Raw genomic sequence first — 17,955 nt, 5'->3', positions numbered from 1 at the left:
CCACTTTAAAACATAATACTCAAACTAAGCAGGGATCTGTTATTTTAATATTCTGATAATTTGCCATAAATTTTAATTTTTTAATAATTACATTTTTTCGACTAGTGAGTTATATCATATATAAGAGAAAAAAATATGTAGATTTATATTGTTAGATTTGTATATACAAAAAAAAAGAAATTAATTTATTTTAAATTATGGAAAACTTAATAAAATCACTAGAGAAACATGGAATCTCAGGTATTAAAGAAATTGTTCACAATCCAACCTATGAACAACTATATCAAGCGGAAATGGATCCTAAAAATGAGGGGTATGAAAAAGGAGAATTAACTACTTTAGGAGCCGTAGCCGTAAAAACAGGAGTTTTCACCGGACGTTCGCCAAAAGACCGATATATTGTAAAAGATTCAGTAACCGAAAATACTATATGGTGGGATGGTAAAATTAATGTACCAACAACTCCACAAACTTTCGATAATCTAAAAGGTTTAGTAGCTAAACAACTTTCTAATAAAAAATTGTACGTTGTTGATACTTATTGTGGAACCAATAAAGATACAAGAATGAAAGTCAGATTTGTTATGGAAGTAGCATGGCAGGCACATTTTGTTACCAATATGTTTATACGTCCATCTCAATACGAACTTGAACACTATGGAGAGCCTGATTTCTTTATTATGAACGGATCTAAGGTTACCAATCCAAACTGGAAAGAACAAGGGTTGAATTCAGAAAACTTTGTTATGTTTAATCTTACCCAAAAAGTTCAAATTATTGGAGGAACTTGGTATGGAGGAGAAATGAAAAAAGGTATGTTCTCCATGATGAATTACTATTTACCTTTAAAAGGAATGGCCTCTATGCACTGTTCAGCAAACGTTGGAGAAGCCGGAGATGTAGCCATTTACTTTGGTTTATCAGGTACAGGAAAAACTACTCTATCTGCTGATCCGAAACGTTATCTAATCGGTGATGATGAACACGGATGGGATGATAACGGAGTATTTAACTATGAAGGAGGTTGCTACGCAAAAGTAATTGACCTTTCCGAGGAAAAAGAACCGGATATTTGGAGAGCTATCAGACGAGATGCTTTATTAGAAAATGTAGTTGTAAAATCAAATGGAGAAGTAGATTTCAAAGATAAATCTATTACAGAAAATACTCGTGTATCTTATCCTATTTACTATATTAATAAGATTGTTCTTCCATCTAAAGCAGGACATGCTAAAAAAATAATTTATTTATCTGCAGATGCCTTTGGAGTATTGCCTCCGGTTTCCATTTTAGATGAAGAACAAGCACAATATCACTTCCTATGTGGATATACTTCCAAATTAGCAGGAACTGAAAGAGGAATTACAGAACCTCTACCATCTTTCTCACCGGCTTTTGGTGAAGCATTTCTTTCGTTACACCCAACTATGTATTCAAAAACATTGGTTTCTAAAATGAAAAAACATGGAGCTAAAGCATATTTAGTAAATACCGGATGGAACGGAACAGGAAAACGTATATCTTTAAAAGATACTCGTGCAATAGTAGATGCCATAATCGATGGATCAATTGAGAAAGCAGCTACTAACAAAATTCCATATTTAAATCTTACTTTCCCTACTAAATTGCCAAACGTATCCGATATATTAGACCCAAGAACTACCTATTCTAATGTATCAGAATGGGAAACAAAAGCTAAAGACTTAGCAGCTAAATATATTGCAAACTTTAAGCAATATACGGATACTGAAGAAGGTAAAAAATTAGTAGCAGCAGGACCGAAATTATAAATAACAAACATAATCACATTATTAAATTCTCTGATTAGTTAAAATCAGAGAATTTTTTTTGAATTAAAATTGTTAACACTATAAATTGAAAAACTTTGAAATTTAATTTACCATCAAAATCACTATATAGAAATTTAATGAATAATTCCTAACTTTGACTTCGTATGAAAGATTTATTTGCAGATTTAAACGAAGTTCAAAAACAGGCAGTTAGTACAACAGAAGGCCCCTTAATGATAATAGCAGGTGCAGGTTCAGGTAAGACCAGGGTTTTAACTTACAGAATTGCCCATTTAATAGATAAAGGAGTAGATTCCTTTAATATTCTTGCGCTTACATTTACGAATAAAGCAGCACGAGAAATGAAAGAAAGAATAGCTGCATTAATTGGAGGAACTGAAGCTAAAAATTTATGGATGGGAACATTTCATTCCGTTTTTGCGAGAATTTTACGTGCAGAAGCAAATAAATTAGGCTTTCCTTCTAATTTCACTATTTATGATCAACAGGATTGTCTTAATGTTATAAAAAAAATAATAAACGAACTACAGCTTGATACTGATATATATAAACCCAAACAAGTTTTAGGACGCATATCAAGTTACAAAAATAATTTAATCACGGTTCGGGCATATTTTAATAACCCGGAATTAATTGAAGCAGATACTGCCGCTATGCGACCAAAAATTGGTCACATATATCAAGCCTATGTAGATCGTTGTTTCAAATCGGGAGCGATGGATTTTGATGACCTTTTGCTTCGAACCAATGAATTGCTTACCCGTTTTCCTGAATCCTTAGCAAAATACCAAGACCGTTTTCGCTATATTATGGTGGATGAGTATCAAGATACGAATCATTCACAATATTTAATTGTAAAAGCACTTGCATCCAGATTTGAAAATATATGTGTAGTTGGAGATGATGCGCAATCTATATATGCATTTAGGGGAGCAAATATTAGAAATATTCTAAATTTCAAAAAAGATTATCCGGATGCCAAAATAATTCCTCTGGAACAAAATTATCGATCCACACAAATTATTGTGGAAGCAGCGAATGAGGTGATTGCCAAAAACAGGGATCAACTTGAAAAAAATGTATGGACGCAAAATCCTTCTGGAGATAAAATTCCTGTTTATAGAGCTCTCTCGGATGCGGATGAGGCAAATTATGTAGCATCAGAGATATTTTCATTGAAAATGTCTCAACAGAAAAAAAATAAAAATTTTGCCGTACTTTATCGCACCAATGCCCAATCAAGAGCTATAGAAGAAGCCTTACGAAAGAAAAATATATCGTATAAAGTATTTGGAGGACTTTCCTTCTATCAAAGAAAAGAAATTAAGGATCTCTTAGCCTATTTAAGAATATTAGTGAATCCAAAAGATCAGGAGGCCCTATTAAGAATTATAAATTATCCTGCCAGAGGTATAGGAGATACAACTGTCAATAAGCTCATTGTAGGAGCAGATCAGCAGCAAAAGTCTTTGGATGAAATTCTGGAACAGATTGAGTTTTTAGGAAATTCTTTAGGTTTAAACAAACCAACCATTGATAAATTAGTCAACTTTTGGACTATGATTAAAAGTTTTCAGGTTTTACTGAAGACGGAAGACGTATATGAAGTTACCATGAAAGTTGCCGTTACCTCAGGAATTCTAAAAACATTAAAAGAAGACGACACACCTGAAGGAATTTCAAGAGTAGAAAATATACAAGAATTATTAAACAGTTTACAAGGATTTGTAGATGAACAAAGACAGCTGGATGAAGGAGATCCTAGTTTAAATTTTTTCCTGGAAAATATAGCTTTAGCTTCAGATTTAGATTCAGGTGAAGAAGATGATGATAAAGTTTCATTAATGACGATCCATTTAGCCAAAGGGTTGGAATTTCCGGTGGTTTTTATAGTTGGTTTAGAAGAAAATTTATTTCCTTCTCAAATGTCATTAAACACCCGTCAGGAATTAGAAGAAGAAAGAAGATTATTTTATGTAGCATTAACCAGAGCTGAAGAAAAAGCCTATTTCACGTACGCTACCACACGTTTCAGATGGGGTAAAATAGTAGATGGAGAGCCGAGTAGATTTTTGGAGGAAATCAGTGAAAAGCATTTGGAAGTTTTAAATATCAGTTTTACGAATTCGATAAGAAATAATTCGGGATTGAACTCGGATATCTTTGCCGATGATTTTGCACCTAGATATCCTAAAGGACCCAATCCTATTTATCAGAAGTCGAAAGATCCGATCAAATCACCGCAAAACTTAAAGCCTATATCTAATGCAAAATTAGCTAATCCGGTAGGTGGTTCGGTTGCCAACTTAAAAATAGGAGATCATGTTTTGCATGACCGTTTCGGTAAAGGTACAGTAGTATCTATTGAAGGAGATCCCGAAAATGCTAAAGCACTTATAAATTTTGAAAATGAGGGAGATAAAAAATTATTGTTAAAATTTGCTAAACTCAAAGTTTTAGAATAAATAACTGTTTTCAAAAATATACTTAATCTTTTTGCACAAAAAATTCATTCCATTGGAAAAAAAATAAATAATAATTAATAATATGTAATTAAAGAAAACGGTTGATAAAACCGTTTTTTTTGTTTAATCGTTTTGAATTTTATTTTCACTCTATTTAAAGTAGCGGATTTCAATAAAATATCTATGAATGTTTACTTACCTAATTTTAAAAACTAATACCTAAATAATTCAAATTACCTATTCTTATGTCTTTATAAAATATTAAAAATGAAATATCTAATATAAAAATGGGTAAGATTGTAAAAATTATTTTTTTAATTTTTAAAGGAAATTGAAAAATTGATTTATTTAAACGTTAAAATTTTATATTACTAACAAAAATCATATAATTTTTATTAATTATTATAATATCGTGTTTTATTATTATAATCAATATAATATTTGTTATATGTGTTTTAATATGTTAATTATACTGTTAATATTTTTTTATATACACAATGTTATAATTTATAAGTGAAAATAATATTGGAAATTATTTGTAATTTGGCATAGTAATAGCTATATTGCATATAAATATTATAATATGAGGAATATTTATACTATATTAAAGTCAATCAATTGATTTGATGTAAAGGTTTATTAAACACTCAAAAAAAACTTTATTAACACTTAAAGAGCAATTCAAATGAGCAACGAGAAGTTGACTACTACTGCTGGAAATCCGATAGCTAATAATCAAAAATCATTGACGGCAGGCTTAAGAGGTCCGGTTCTAATACAAGATTATCAACTAATTGAAAAATTAGCCAATCAAAATAGAGAACGTATACCGGAACGAGTAGTTCACGCTAAAGGTTGGGGGGCTTTCGGGACCTTTACGGTGACTCATGATATTACCCGCTACACACGGGCAAAAATCTTTTCAGAAATCGGGAAAAAGACCAGGATGTTGGCACGTTTTTCTGTAGTTGCAGGTGAATCAGGAGCATCAGACTTAGATAGGGATGTTAGAGGTTTCGCACTGAAATTTTATACAGAAGAAGGAAATTGGGATATGGTTGGAAATAACACACCGGTATTCTTTATTAGAGACGGTTATAAATTTCCTGATTTTATACACACACAAAAAAGACACCCTAAAACAAATTTAAGATCAAGTGAAGCCATGTGGGACTTCTGGTCATTAACTCCGGAAAGCTTACATCAAGTTACCATATTAATGTCAGACCGAGGTATACCTAAAAGCCCGATGCATATGCATGGATTCAGTTCACATACTTTTTCGTTTTGGAATAATAATGGAGAACGTTTTTGGTTTAAACTTCATTTCAAAACTCAACAAGAGATACAAAACTTAACCAATCAAGAAGCACAAGATATTACCGGTAAAACCAGAGAATATTATCAAGAACAATTATTCGGGGCAATCGAAAAAGGAGACTTTCCCAGATGGACCGTTTATGCTCAAATCATGCCGGAAGAAGATGCCTTAAAAACTCCTTATAATCCTTTTGATTTAACAAAAGTATGGCCTCATTCAGACTATCCGTTAATTGAAATTGGAGTTATGGAATTAAATGAAAATCCGAGCAATTATTTTCAATACATTGAAAATGCAGCATTTTCACCATCTAATATAGTTCCCGGAATATCCTTTTCACCGGACAAAGTTTTACAAGCCAGAATTTTCTCTTATGCTGATGCGCACCGTTATAGATTAGGAACTCATTATGAGTTTTTACCAGCAAATCATCCTTTATCAGAGAACAATCCCTATTATAAAGACGGACAAATGCGTTTTTTTGAAAATTTAAACGAAAATCCGGATGCCTATTATGAGCCAAATTCTAAAAATGGACCGGTTGAAGATCGCTCGTTTCAAGAACCGCCTTATAAAATCCATGGTGATATAAATCGTTTTGAGGAAAATGATACTTATGGTGATTTTAAGCAACCCGGAGACTTATTTAGATTATTTACGGAAGAAGAAAAACAGAGGCTTTTTAATAATATCAAAGATGCTATGCAAGGTGTATCCAGAGAAATAATTGAGAGACAATTAAAATTATTTGATCAAGCAGATCCTGAATACGGAAATGGTGTTAGAAAAGCACTTGGAATTTAAAAAAAATACACTAAAAATTAATATTCACTAATAAACTTTTATTCTGCCGAAATACTATTCGGCAGATTTTTTTTAATATTTTTTATATGGGAAATCCAGAAGTATTATTTCAAGCAATAAGAGATAACAATTTAGATCTTGTAACTGAAATTTTGAAAAAAGATTTATCTCTATTAACCTATAAAGACAGACGCGGTTATAATCCTTTACTTTTGGCTACTTATTATGGTCATGAGGAAATCGTTGATTATTTATTGGAATTTGATTCTAGGGTAGATGAAAAAGATGCTTCGGGTAATACCGCATTAATGGGAGTATGTTTTAAGGGGTTTGATACCATTGCAGATAAATTAATAAATGCAGGCGCAAACGTTAATGAAACTAATTATAGCGGAGCTACTGCATTAATATATGCTGCATCGTTTAATCGGCCTTCTATAGTTAAATTATTATTAGAAAGTGGGGCAGATCCATCGATCGCAGATTTAAGAGGAAATACTCCGGCCATTCATGCAAAAATTCAAGGTTTAAAAGAAATATCCGCTTTATTGGAAAAGATATATTAACTTTATAGATTCAATATATTTATTTTTACTTGTATATCGTTATAATTAATTTATGACGATATGCACTTGTTCATAGAGTATACAGATAAAAATACAATATATAAAATGAGATATTAAAGTTAGTCGGAAGATAAAGATGGAAGAAAAATTAATTAAGATTTTAAATAATAGAGAAGAGCGTAATTTTTTACTAAGTTTACTAAAATACGGTAGAAAAAATTTTGATAACTCTATTGATTTTATAGACTATATTACCAACTTATTATATACTAATGATTCCATAAAAGAAAAATTTATCGGGCGTCTTATTCCTTTATTCAGGAATATATACATGCAGAAATTTTTAACGGATTTTGGAATATTTACTAATGATAAACTGATATCTTTATTTTTCAGACAAATAGGTAATAAAATTTTACCTCAAATTTCTGATGACCAAACGCTGCTCTCATTAGCTAATGAAGTTCTTTATTCAAATGTAAACCATAATTTCATGAAATTGATTCCGCTGGACCGATGGGAAAAATTTTATGAAGTTTTATTTAACGATGATGTAATTATTTGTAATAGGGGATATGTAATTAAACAAATCAGAGAAGGAGCTCTCATATTAATTGACAGGGTTATAGGTGGTGCTGCGGATACTGAAGTTTTTAAAATGAGTTACATAAGAAATATTGAAGAAAACCCATTTCAAAAATTAACCAGCAGTCTTATAAAGATATTACAAGATCATGAAATTATAAATCAAGAAAAAATAGATACTTTATCCGATCAAATTAAATTATGTAAAATTTACTTAGATAATATCATTGATCAAAAAGAAAGTAAAGGTATTTCTTTACCGATTACGATTAAAGTAACCTGTTTAAGACAACAATTGGATCGTATACTTATACTTTTAAATGCTCTGTATCTACTGGATAATAAATCTTTATCCCTCGCAATGGCTAACATTACTAAAAAATTATTGGGTATATACTCAACAAAAAGTAGTGTTACGAACTCATTTCAAAGTACACTTTATGTAGTCGCTTCTTTAGTTACATGGCACAATAGACAAGCGGGTAAAAAATACATAACCAATACATCAAAAGAATACATCCAAATGCTTTATTCTGCAATGGGAGGAGGTTTTTTGGTGGCTATCTTGTGTTTTATAAAAGCCCAAATAGGTATGCGTACTTATACGCCTTTTATCCAAGCCTTATTGTACAGTCTAAATTATTCCTGGGGATTTGTTTCTATATATTTAATTCATTGGACCTTAGCAACCAAACAACCCGCTATGACAGCGGCTACATTGGCTCATGCTCTAAATCAAGATGAAAAATCGGCCAATGATTATACAGAGTTCGGATTGTTATTTTCAAGAATATTCAGAAGCCAGTTTATCGCTTTTATAGGTAATGTTTTTGCAGCTTTTATTGTTGGCGTAGGATTATATTACTTTTTGTCGTATTTTACTGGAATTCAGTTATTAAACTTACATAAAGCAACCGATTTTAGAGATGAAGTGGTTCACCTTGATTTTAAAATTTTTTGGTTTGCTTCCATTGCCGGACTATTTTTGTTTATATCCGGTTTAATATCAGGAATCACAGAAAATTATACCCGTTATCATAATATACCTGAAAGGCTTTATAATCATCCTTTACTAAAACGTTTTGTCAAAGAAAAAAGAAGAAGGAGCTGGGCCAATTGGTATAATAAAAAAATAGGAGGTATTTCGGGAAATGTTTTTTTAGGTTTTTGTTTGGGGAGCGCATTTCTGATCGGTAACTTTTTAGGCGTACCTTTCGATATTCGCCATATTACATTTTCAGGAGGTAATTATGCAATGGCCTTATCATTTTTTAACTTTGATATTTCATGCGGAGACTTTATTTTAGGATTTGTAGGAATTTTCGGGATAGGATTATTTAATTTTCTGATAAGCTTTTCGTTATCATTATGGGTTGCTATGAAATCCGTTAATGTGCCGACTAAAGAAATGGGAAAAATACTTTATTCTGCATTAAAATTATTTATAAAAAATCCGGCTCGTTTTTTCTTACCGATAGAATAAAAAAACAACTTTCAGATATCTACCGAAAGTTGTTTTTAAACCCATAATCGCTTAGGATTTATTTTATAATACTTATTTTCTTGGAAATTTTTTTACCGTCATCTAATTGAAAATGTATAAAATATATTCCCGGTTGGGAGATATAAAAGCTATCACTAGTCAATCCGTTAATAGTTTTAGATTGAATAATCTGTCCCAAATTAGTAAAAATGGTAATTTGTGTAGTATTTGAAGGAAAATCACAAGTAAATTTATATTTAGCCGGATTGGGATATATTTTTACGCTTTTTTTATTTAAATCATTATTTTCATCAATAATTTTTTCTGAAAGAGCACGATAAGCATTGATTCTTCCATATCCGTAATACTTATCCCAACCTGGAGTATCCTCTAAAGGATTGCCCATTTGGTCGTCAGCTGTATTTTCAATAATAGCTTTAATATCGGCAGGAGTTCTGCGTGAATCTTGAGCCAAAAGTAGAGAAGCCAATCCTGCTACATGAGGAGTAGCCTGTGAAGTGCCACTTAAGCAATTATTTAGATTAAATATTGAATTATCATGTATACTGCAAATAACATCTCCGGGAGCTACAACAGAAATATGATTTCCATAATTACTTCCGGTATTCCATGTGCGAAAAAAAGGTTTAGAACGATTAGATTCAGCATTTATAGCTCCAACCGCAATTACACCGGGATAGGCTGCGGGATAGTTTTCTTGAATGCTATTATCATTTCCCATAGCTGCTACTACGACTACATTATTTTTTATGGCTTTTTCAATTGCCGTGCTCATTAATTGGGAATAATTTCTACTTCCCAATGACAAATTAATTACTCTTGCGCCATTATCAACGGCGTAATGTATTGCATTGGCAATAGCAGTTGTATACCCGGAACCGTCGTTATCCAAAGTTTTTAGAATCATAAGCTTACAATACCAATCAATTCCGGCAAACCCCATACCATCATTAGCATTTGCTGCGATAATACCCGCAATATTGGTTGCATGGTCATTGGTGGAAGATAAGTCGTTTGGGTTTTGATTCTCGATAAAATTCTTACCTATATTAGACCAGAATCGGTTTTTAAGTTCCGGATGATTTACATTTAATCCTGTATCAATTATTGCCACAATTATAGAATCGCTACCTTTTTCAATTTCCCAGGCTTTTTCCATATTTATATCCGCACCTATTTTGGAAGGATAATTATTTATAGCGGTTGAAATCGATCCGTCATTATGTAATCCCCATTGATATTTATAATACGGATCATTTGGGCGAACAGTTGTAGATTGAACTTGAGTAGTATAAATATAGTCCGGTTCGGCGTATTCAATTTCTCCGGTTTTATAATATTCTTCAATAATTTTTTTTAAATCAGAATGTTCCGGAAATTCTACGGTGTAAATGGTATTATGGTCTTTTTCGCTCAGTACGATTTTCTCTGCTTTACTCGACGAAAATAATCTATTTATGCCGGATACTTTATTCGCGCGATTCAATTCTCCATGAGAACTATCTTTCAGCTTAACAATAATTTTGTTACCTGTTTGAGCATTTATAAAAAGTAGAGAAAAAAGGTAAAAAAGAACAGCATATTTTTTTTTCATACGGAGTGAATTTTAATTTTTACTTTATATTTTGAGAAATCTGTATTATTACTTGAGTTGCTTTAACCATAGATTCTAAAGGTACAAATTCATAAGGTCCGTGAAAATTAAGACCTCCGGCAAATATATTCGGACAAGGCAATCCCATATAGGAAAGTTTAGAACCATCCGTGCCTCCTCTGATTGCTTTAATGTTAGGGGTAACTCCAACCTTTTCCATTGCGGTTTTTGCAATGTCAATGATGTACATTTTATCTTCAATTTTTTCCTTCATATTGAAATATTGATCTTCAATTTCAATTTTAAAAGTTCCTTCGCCGTATTTGGAATTAAGTTTCGTGCTAACATCCTTCATAAAGGCTTTTCTTGATTCATATTTTTTAAAGTCATGATCTCGAATGATATATTGCAATTGAGCTTTTTCAACGTTACCGGTAATTTTCGTCAAATGATAAAATCCTTCATAGCCATCGGTATTTGCCGGTGTTTCATCTGAAGGCATGGCACTTGCAAATTCAACAGCCAGTAAGCCCGCGTTAATCATTTTTCCTTTAGCAGATCCGGGATGAACGCTTTTACCGGTGATTGATATGACAGCTCCTGCGGCATTAAAATTTTCAAATTCCAGTTCACCAACTTCACCGCCATCTACAGTATACGCCCATTTAGCACCAAATTTTTTTACATCGAATAAATCGGCACCCTTTCCAACTTCTTCATCGGGAGTAAATCCAATGGCTATTCTTCCATGTTTAATTTCGGGATGCTGTAATAAATATTCCGCAGCAGTAACTATTTCTGCAATTCCGGCTTTATCATCAGCCCCTAGTAAGGTGGTTCCATCGGTAGTTATCAAAGTTTCTCCCATGTGATCTTTAAGCTCAGGAAATTCAGTAACTTTTAATGTAAAACCGGTGACTTCATTTAAAAGTAAATCATTACCATCATAATTCTTCCAAATTTTAGGTTTCACGTTTTCTCCTGAAAAATCAGGTGAAGTATCATAATGAGATATAAATCCCACGGTTGGTATTTCTTGAGAACTGTTTGAAGGAATAAAACCCATAACATAACCGTTTTCATTAATGGAAACATTTTCCAATCCTATGGATTTTAATTCATTGAAAATGTAGTTGGCTATATTCCATTGTTTTTCAGTACTGGGTGTTTTTTCTATACCTGCTTCGCTAGTAGAATGAAAGCTAACATATTTTAAAAAACGATTAAGAAGTTTATCTTCCCAATGTGAGGTTAAATTTGTTGACATTATTTAATAGATAGTGATAATTTCATCAAATTTATAAAAAAATATATTTGTTATTAAAAGATTTAATAAATGATATAGATGAACTCTAAACTTTTTATTGGGTCTAATGGAATTAAATAATTTAATTAGTTACATTTTTAATTAAAATCTTTGGATTTCAATTTGAATGAAAACCCATATTCCCTAAAATTTAGTATAAAATATAAAAAATAATATAAATACTTACGTTGTAAATAATTTTCCTTTAATGGAGTAAATATATTTTTTTAAGAAATATTATTCAGAAAATGACCGAAGAAATCCTTTTTAGTTTTTAAATATTCCAAATTTTCTTTTTCCGGATTAATTTCAAGAGGGATTCTATGAACTAATTTAATCGAACTATCTTTTATAAACGATATCTTTTCCGGATTATTAGTTAATAAATTTACAGATTGGATACCCAAGTCCTCCAAAATTTCCACGGCAATTTTAAAATCTCTTGCATCGGCAGGAAATCCTAATTCAATATTAGCTTCAGCAGTATTGAGACCTTTATCTTGAAGATTGTATGCTTTAAGTTTGTTAATAATTCCGATATTTCTACCTTCCTGTCTTAAATAAAGGAGAACTCCTCCATTTTCATGGATATATTTCATGGCCGCATCTAATTGTTTTCCACAATCACATCGTTTCGAATGAAATAAGTCCCCTGTAATGCATTCAGAATGTATACGAATATTTACGGTTTTTTTTAAATCCGTATTTTTACTGATCATTGCCAGATGAGGCATCCAATCGTTTTCATTTTCCGAATATGCTATTATTTCGAATTCTCCCCATTCGGTGGGTAAATTAGCTTCCGCTTGTCTTTTCATCTTCATTATTTACAAATAGCAAAATTAATACAATTATTGATATGTGAAATTGGCAGTATTCATTAACTTTATTTAGGATAAATCTAAATGAGTAACTATATAGCAATCAATTTTTAACCTAAAAGCAGTATCTTTGTATGTACAAATAAATTAATTTATGACAAAAATTTTAATTGTTGAAGATGAGGAAACTATACGAAGAGTTTTAAAAAACATACTGCTTGATGAAAATAAAAAATTTGAGATTGATGAAGCTAAAGATGGATTGGAAGCTAAGCAATTAATTGACAAGAATGAATATGACCTCGTAATTTGTGATATCAAAATGCCAAAGATGGACGGTGAGGAATTATTATGTCAGGTCATGAAAGAAAAACCTTTATTGCCCTTTATTATGATTTCAGGACACGGTACTATTGAAATTGCAGTTGATTGTATTAAAAAAGGGGCTTTTGATTATATTTCCAAACCCCCGGATTTAGGCAGGTTATTAAGTGCAGTAAGAAACGCATTGGATAAGAAAAATTTGATCACTGAAAACCAAAAGCTATTTTCTCAGAATAAAATACTAAAGAAGAAAGTAAGCAAGAAGTATGAAATGATCGGAAATTCTAAAAAGCTAAACGAAATTAAAGAAATAATTGATAAAATAGCTGCAAAAGATGCCAAGGTATTAATTACCGGTCCCAATGGTACAGGTAAAGAATTGGTAGCTCATTCCATACATGAAAAAAGTGATCGAGCCGCAATGACTATCGTCGAAGTAAATTGCGCTGCTATCCCTTCTGAATTGATTGAAAGCGAGCTTTTCGGTCATATGAAAGGATCTTTTACGGGAGCAGTAAAAGATAAGCAAGGTAAATTTGAATTAGCAGACAAAGGAACCCTTTTTTTGGATGAAATAGGTGATATGAGTTTATCAGCTCAGGCAAAAGTTTTAAGAGCTTTACAAGAGGGAAAAGTTAGCAGAGTGGGTAGTGATAATGAAATTTCTGTAGATGTACGTGTAATTGCTGCAACGAACAAAAATTTAAAAGAAGAAATTAAACAAGGAAGATTCAGAGAAGATTTATATCATAGATTGTCTGTTATCGAACTAAAAGTTCCGGCATTGAAAGACAGAATTGAAGACATCCCTCTGTTAATTGAACATTTTTCAGGAATTATTGCAGAAGAACAGGGTTCTAAAGTTAAAAAGTTTGATAAAGAAGCTATTGAATTATTAAAAACTTTTGAATGGACCGGAAATATCCGAGAATTAAGGAATGTTGTGGAGAGATTAATTATTTTGGGAGGAGATACAATCACTAAACAAGATGTTATAAATTTTTGTTAATACTAATCAAGCTAAAAAGACTTTTATTTTATAAAATCTATAATTTTATTTTCTTTTACTAATTTTAAATTGTATAATATAAATTAAAATATATTTATATAAATATATTTAATAGGGCTGAATATTGAATTATTTATGTTATTTTAAATAATTATTTGGTTTTAATTAATTGTAAATAATAGTACTATTAATTAAATGCATTTTACCATAATTTAACATATATTTATTATATGGAGTAAATATGTTATAAAGCCATAAATGCTGAATGTAGAGATCTATTATAAATTTTTTAAATTTGCAAAATTTTAAAAATAAAACTCTGTTTAATTTAAAATTCAGCCGGAACTCATTTTGAAATATTTAAACCAATGATTCAAAAATATATACATTAATTTCAGTTTAGTATAAACTGATTTTAAGTACACATACATATAATAAGGTTTTTAATTTAAATAAAGTTCATCGGTGGCATTAAAAATATATTTATACGATACTTAATGAAAAATGGAATTATCATTTTGGATTTCGGTTCCCAATATAATCAATTGATTGGACGTCGAATCCGCGAATTTGGTGTATACTCTGAAATTTTACCCTACTATACTCCATTAGAAGAAATATTATCACACAAGCCTAAAGGAATTATACTTTCCGGAGGACCTTCGTCCGTTAATTCAAAAGATGCTCATCTGGTTGAAAAGGAACTATACGAGCAAAATATACCGGTTTTGGGAATTTGCTACGGTATGCAGGTTACGGCTAAAATTTTAGGAGGCGAAGTATCGGAAGGAATAAAAGGAGAGTATGGGAAGTCTGATTTTAAAATTGTTAAGAATACTCCGTTACTGACTAATTTACCTGAAAACTCTACAGTATGGATGAGTCATTTTGATGAAGTAACTAAATTACCCGAGGGTTTTGAACTTATTGGAACATCCACTAATTCTATAGCATGTATTGCTCATGAAAATATAAAAATATATGCTGTTCAATTTCATCCTGAGGTTTCTCACAGTGACTATGGAGAGCAAATATTAAGAAATTTTGTTTTTGATATTTGTCAATGCAGTAAAAACTGGGAGATTTCTGATTTTATAGAAACAGAAGTCAGAAAGATCAGAGAGAAAGTTGGCAGCAAAAAAGTAATGCTCGGACTTTCCGGAGGGGTAGATTCTTCTGTTGCAGCTGTTTTAATACATAAAGCCATAGGAAATCAGCTTACCTGTATTTTTGTAGATACGGGCTTATTGCGTAAAAATGAAGGAGACAAGGTGATGAAAGTGTATGGAGAGCATTTCCATATGAATATAAAAAGAGTAAATGCGGAAGAAAGATTTTTCTTTAAACTTAAAGGTGTAGATGAGCCGGAAAGAAAAAGAAAAATTATAGGCAATGAATTTATACGAGTTTTTGAAGAAGAAGCTTTTAAAATGGAAAATATAGATTTCCTTGCTCAAGGAACTATATATCCCGATGTAATAGAATCCAAATCTATAAAAGGACCTTCAGCAGTAATTAAATCACATCATAATGTAGGCGGTCTACCCGATGAGCTTAATCTCCAATTATTAGAACCTTTGCGAGAATTATTTAAAGATGAAGTTAGAAAAGTGGGTATTGAATTAGGCATTCCAAAAGAATTGGTATACCGTCATCCATTCCCCGGACCCGGTTTGGGAATACGTGTGATAGGTGAAGTTGATGAAGAAAAAGTAAAAATTTTACAAGAAGCAGATGATATATTTATTGAGGAATTAAATAAACACGATTTATATGATAAAGTAAGTCAGGCATTTGTAGTTCTTTTGCCCGTGAAATCGGTTGGAGTTATGGGAGATGAAAGGACTTATGAATATACAGCAGTGATACGCTCAGCCAATACTGTAGACTTTATGACGGCTACTTGGTCAAAATTCCCTTATGAATTTTTAGAATTAGTTTCTAATCGTATTATCAATGAAGTTAAAGGTATAAATCGCGTGGCCTATGATATTTCTTCTAAACCACCGGCTACTATTGAATGGGAATAATAAAATAGTATATATAAAAAAACGTCCTGAATTAATTCAATTCAGGACGTTTTTTATTTTAATATTTCATGCATAAACGACAAGATAAATAAATGTTCTTATTTTTGTAATTAAATATAATGTTTATTGATATATTTGTATATAGTAAATAAAATGGCATGTTACATAAAGAATCTATAAATTTCTTATCAGAATTAACTAAAAATAATAATAGAGAATGGTTCACTGAAAATAAAGACCGGTATGAAAATTCACGAAAAGATTTTGAGCAATTAGTGACTGAGTTGCTTCAATCAATTTCTCAATTTGATATCCAAACTAGATATTTAAATCCTAAAAAATGTATATTCAGGATTTATAGAGATATACGATTTTCAAAAGACAAAACTCCTTATAAAACTCATTTTGGAGCGGTATTCAATGAAAAAAAAGGATCAGGATTTTATATACACATACAACCGAATAATAATTTTCTAAGCTGCGGATTTTATGATTTGACTTCGAAACAAGTAAAGAACGTTCGAAAAGGTATTGAAGAGAATTTTGAAGAATTTAAATCGATTCTATCTGAAAGCAAATTCAAAAAAGAAATAGGCGATTTATCCAGAGATTCCGATGTTTTAAAAAGAGTACCTGCAGGATTTGATATAGAAAGCCCGGCAGTTGAATATTTGAAGTTAAAACGATTTTATGTAACCAAACCCTTCGCCCAAGAAAAATTATTTTCTAATAGCTTTATAGATTATACTACGAATCTATATAAAATTATGCATCCGATTTATGAATTTTTAGAAGAATTCGCTCACGAATAAATCTAATTAAGGTATAATGATTGATGATTAATTCATTATGATGGAAAAAAAATCTTATACCTCAGAAAAACATTATGTTCATAAGATCGGTTGGTTGCGTGCAGCAGTTTTAGGAGCAAATGACGGCATACTTTCTACAACCAGTTTAGTAATAGGAGTTGCAGCAGCTAGTACCAATAGAGAATTTATTATTTTATCTGCCGTATCGGGGATAATTGCCGGAGCCATGTCTATGGCTTCAGGAGAATATGTTTCGGTAAGTTCTCAGGAGGATATTGAAAAATCAGATTTAATTAGAGAGCAAAGAGAATTAGATGCGACACCTGAGGTAGAATTACAAGAACTAGCTAAAATTTATCAAAAACGAGGATTAGATAAGGAATTATCAATTAAAGTAGCTGAACAACTTACGAATCATAATGCGTTAGCAGCCCATGCGAGGGATGAGCTGGGAATTAATGAAATATCTAAAGCTCGTCCTTTGCAAGCAGCTTTAGCATCCTTATTTTCTTTTTTATCGGGTGGAACTTTACCATTACTTCTTTCGATTTTTGCACCTCTCAATCATATGGTATTAATGCAATATTTGTTTTCAATTATCTTTCTTATTATACTTGGAGCCATATCTGCAAAGACCGGAGGGTATAGCATGCTAAAAGGTATGTTCAAAATTGCTTTTTGGGGCACTCTTTCGATGGGATTAGCAGCCTTCGTTGGGCATCTTTTTGGCGTTCAAGTCGGATAGTTTAAATTTTATAAGAATTAATCTGTTAAATTGTTTTTATCTAATGGAATGTTTCTAAAATTAAGTGTATTATCTATATTTTAGTTTAGATACGATTAAACCTTTAAATCATTAATGATTACATTAAATACTAACTAAAAATAATATGGAACGATTCAATTTAAAGAAAATATATATACACATAAATTTAAAAGCCACGATTATATAACGAAATAGGCTAAAAAAGGTTAAAATAGTAAACAATTATTTATATTTGAA

General features: G+C 31.2%; 12 protein-coding genes. 9 read left to right on the top strand and 3 right to left on the bottom strand.

Going from position 1 to position 17,955, the window contains the following annotated elements; translation table 11 throughout:
* Positions 1-197: 197 nt before the first annotated feature.
* From pckA to GYM72_RS06300, 5 genes are all read left to right on the top strand, one after another.
* Positions 198-1,790 (top strand): phosphoenolpyruvate carboxykinase (ATP), encoded by a 1,593-nt coding sequence (pckA, locus tag GYM72_RS06320; protein WP_220263812.1) that lies wholly within the window; start codon positions 198-200, stop codon positions 1,788-1,790.
* 164 nt (positions 1,791-1,954) lie between these two features.
* On the top strand, positions 1,955-4,276 hold the full coding sequence (locus tag GYM72_RS06315; RefSeq protein WP_220263811.1) for an ATP-dependent helicase: 2,322 nt from the start codon (positions 1,955-1,957) through the stop codon (positions 4,274-4,276).
* A 685-nt stretch (positions 4,277-4,961) separates the two neighbouring features.
* Positions 4,962-6,401, top strand: coding sequence for a catalase (locus GYM72_RS06310; RefSeq protein ID WP_160564003.1), 1,440 nt, complete (start codon positions 4,962-4,964; stop codon positions 6,399-6,401).
* A gap of 86 nt (positions 6,402-6,487) precedes the next feature.
* Complete coding sequence (locus tag GYM72_RS06305) at positions 6,488-6,967, top strand: ankyrin repeat domain-containing protein (RefSeq protein ID WP_105297932.1); 480 nt, start codon at positions 6,488-6,490, stop codon at positions 6,965-6,967.
* A 136-nt stretch (positions 6,968-7,103) separates the two neighbouring features.
* Complete coding sequence (locus GYM72_RS06300) at positions 7,104-9,035, top strand: site-specific recombinase (RefSeq protein WP_220263810.1); 1,932 nt, start codon at positions 7,104-7,106, stop codon at positions 9,033-9,035.
* Between the two features lie 58 nt (positions 9,036-9,093).
* On the opposite strand, the gene GYM72_RS06295 is transcribed toward GYM72_RS06300, so the two are convergent.
* The 3 genes from GYM72_RS06295 to ribA form a co-directional block, all read right to left on the bottom strand.
* Complete coding sequence (locus tag GYM72_RS06295) at positions 9,094-10,650, bottom strand: S8 family serine peptidase (protein ID WP_220263809.1); 1,557 nt, start codon at positions 10,648-10,650, stop codon at positions 9,094-9,096.
* Between the two features lie 19 nt (positions 10,651-10,669).
* On the bottom strand, positions 10,670-11,917 hold the full coding sequence (gene pepT, locus GYM72_RS06290) for a peptidase T (RefSeq protein WP_220263808.1): 1,248 nt from the start codon (positions 11,915-11,917) through the stop codon (positions 10,670-10,672).
* A gap of 266 nt (positions 11,918-12,183) precedes the next feature.
* Positions 12,184-12,774, bottom strand: coding sequence for a GTP cyclohydrolase II (ribA, locus tag GYM72_RS06285; RefSeq protein WP_220263807.1), 591 nt, complete (start codon positions 12,772-12,774; stop codon positions 12,184-12,186).
* A 157-nt stretch (positions 12,775-12,931) separates the two neighbouring features.
* Here ribA and GYM72_RS06280 point away from each other — a divergent pair, with 157 nt between their 5' ends.
* The 4 genes from GYM72_RS06280 to GYM72_RS06265 all read left to right on the top strand — a co-directional run bounded on the left by GYM72_RS06280 (position 12,932) and on the right by GYM72_RS06265 (position 17,697).
* Positions 12,932-14,110, top strand: a complete 1,179-nt coding sequence (locus GYM72_RS06280) for a sigma-54 dependent transcriptional regulator (protein ID WP_160542034.1) — start codon at positions 12,932-12,934, stop codon at positions 14,108-14,110.
* Positions 14,111-14,607: 497 nt separating this feature from the next.
* Positions 14,608-16,140 carry a glutamine-hydrolyzing GMP synthase gene (gene guaA / locus GYM72_RS06275; RefSeq protein WP_220263806.1) on the top strand — a complete coding sequence of 511 codons (1,533 nt, stop codon included), beginning with the start codon at positions 14,608-14,610 and terminating at the stop codon, positions 16,138-16,140.
* Positions 16,141-16,298: 158 nt separating this feature from the next.
* The gene (locus GYM72_RS06270) at positions 16,299-16,952 is read left to right on the top strand and encodes a DUF2461 domain-containing protein (RefSeq protein ID WP_220263805.1); all 654 of its coding nucleotides are present in this window, start codon (positions 16,299-16,301) and stop codon (positions 16,950-16,952) included.
* 40 nt (positions 16,953-16,992) lie between these two features.
* Entirely contained in the window at positions 16,993-17,697 is a 705-nt protein-coding gene (locus GYM72_RS06265; protein ID WP_220263804.1) for a VIT family protein, read from the top strand.
* Positions 17,698-17,955 lie beyond the last annotated feature (258 nt).

It is taken from the genome of Apibacter sp. ESL0404 (assembly GCF_019469245.1).
In the GTDB taxonomy this organism is placed as follows: Bacteria; Bacteroidota; Bacteroidia; order Flavobacteriales; family Weeksellaceae; genus Apibacter.
This window is presented reverse-complemented; position numbering and strand designations above follow the sequence as displayed.

Bases quoted from the DNA above. Each gene is read 5' to 3' on its own strand.
- pckA (WP_220263812.1), top strand. From the start codon at position 198: ATGGAAAACTTAATAAAATCACTAGAGAAACATGGAATCTCAGGTATT.
- GYM72_RS06315 (WP_220263811.1), top strand. From the start codon at position 1,955: ATGAAAGATTTATTTGCAGATTTAAACGAAGTTCAAAAACAGGCAGTT.
- GYM72_RS06310 (WP_160564003.1), top strand. From the start codon at position 4,962: ATGAGCAACGAGAAGTTGACTACTACTGCTGGAAATCCGATAGCTAAT.
- GYM72_RS06305 (WP_105297932.1), top strand. From the start codon at position 6,488: ATGGGAAATCCAGAAGTATTATTTCAAGCAATAAGAGATAACAATTTA.
- GYM72_RS06300 (WP_220263810.1), top strand. From the start codon at position 7,104: ATGGAAGAAAAATTAATTAAGATTTTAAATAATAGAGAAGAGCGTAAT.
- GYM72_RS06295 (WP_220263809.1), bottom strand. From the start codon at position 10,650: ATGAAAAAAAAATATGCTGTTCTTTTTTACCTTTTTTCTCTACTTTTT.
- pepT (WP_220263808.1), bottom strand. From the start codon at position 11,917: ATGTCAACAAATTTAACCTCACATTGGGAAGATAAACTTCTTAATCGT.
- ribA (WP_220263807.1), bottom strand. From the start codon at position 12,774: ATGAAAAGACAAGCGGAAGCTAATTTACCCACCGAATGGGGAGAATTC.
- GYM72_RS06280 (WP_160542034.1), top strand. From the start codon at position 12,932: ATGACAAAAATTTTAATTGTTGAAGATGAGGAAACTATACGAAGAGTT.
- guaA (WP_220263806.1), top strand. From the start codon at position 14,608: ATGAAAAATGGAATTATCATTTTGGATTTCGGTTCCCAATATAATCAA.
- GYM72_RS06270 (WP_220263805.1), top strand. From the start codon at position 16,299: ATGTTACATAAAGAATCTATAAATTTCTTATCAGAATTAACTAAAAAT.
- GYM72_RS06265 (WP_220263804.1), top strand. From the start codon at position 16,993: ATGGAAAAAAAATCTTATACCTCAGAAAAACATTATGTTCATAAGATC.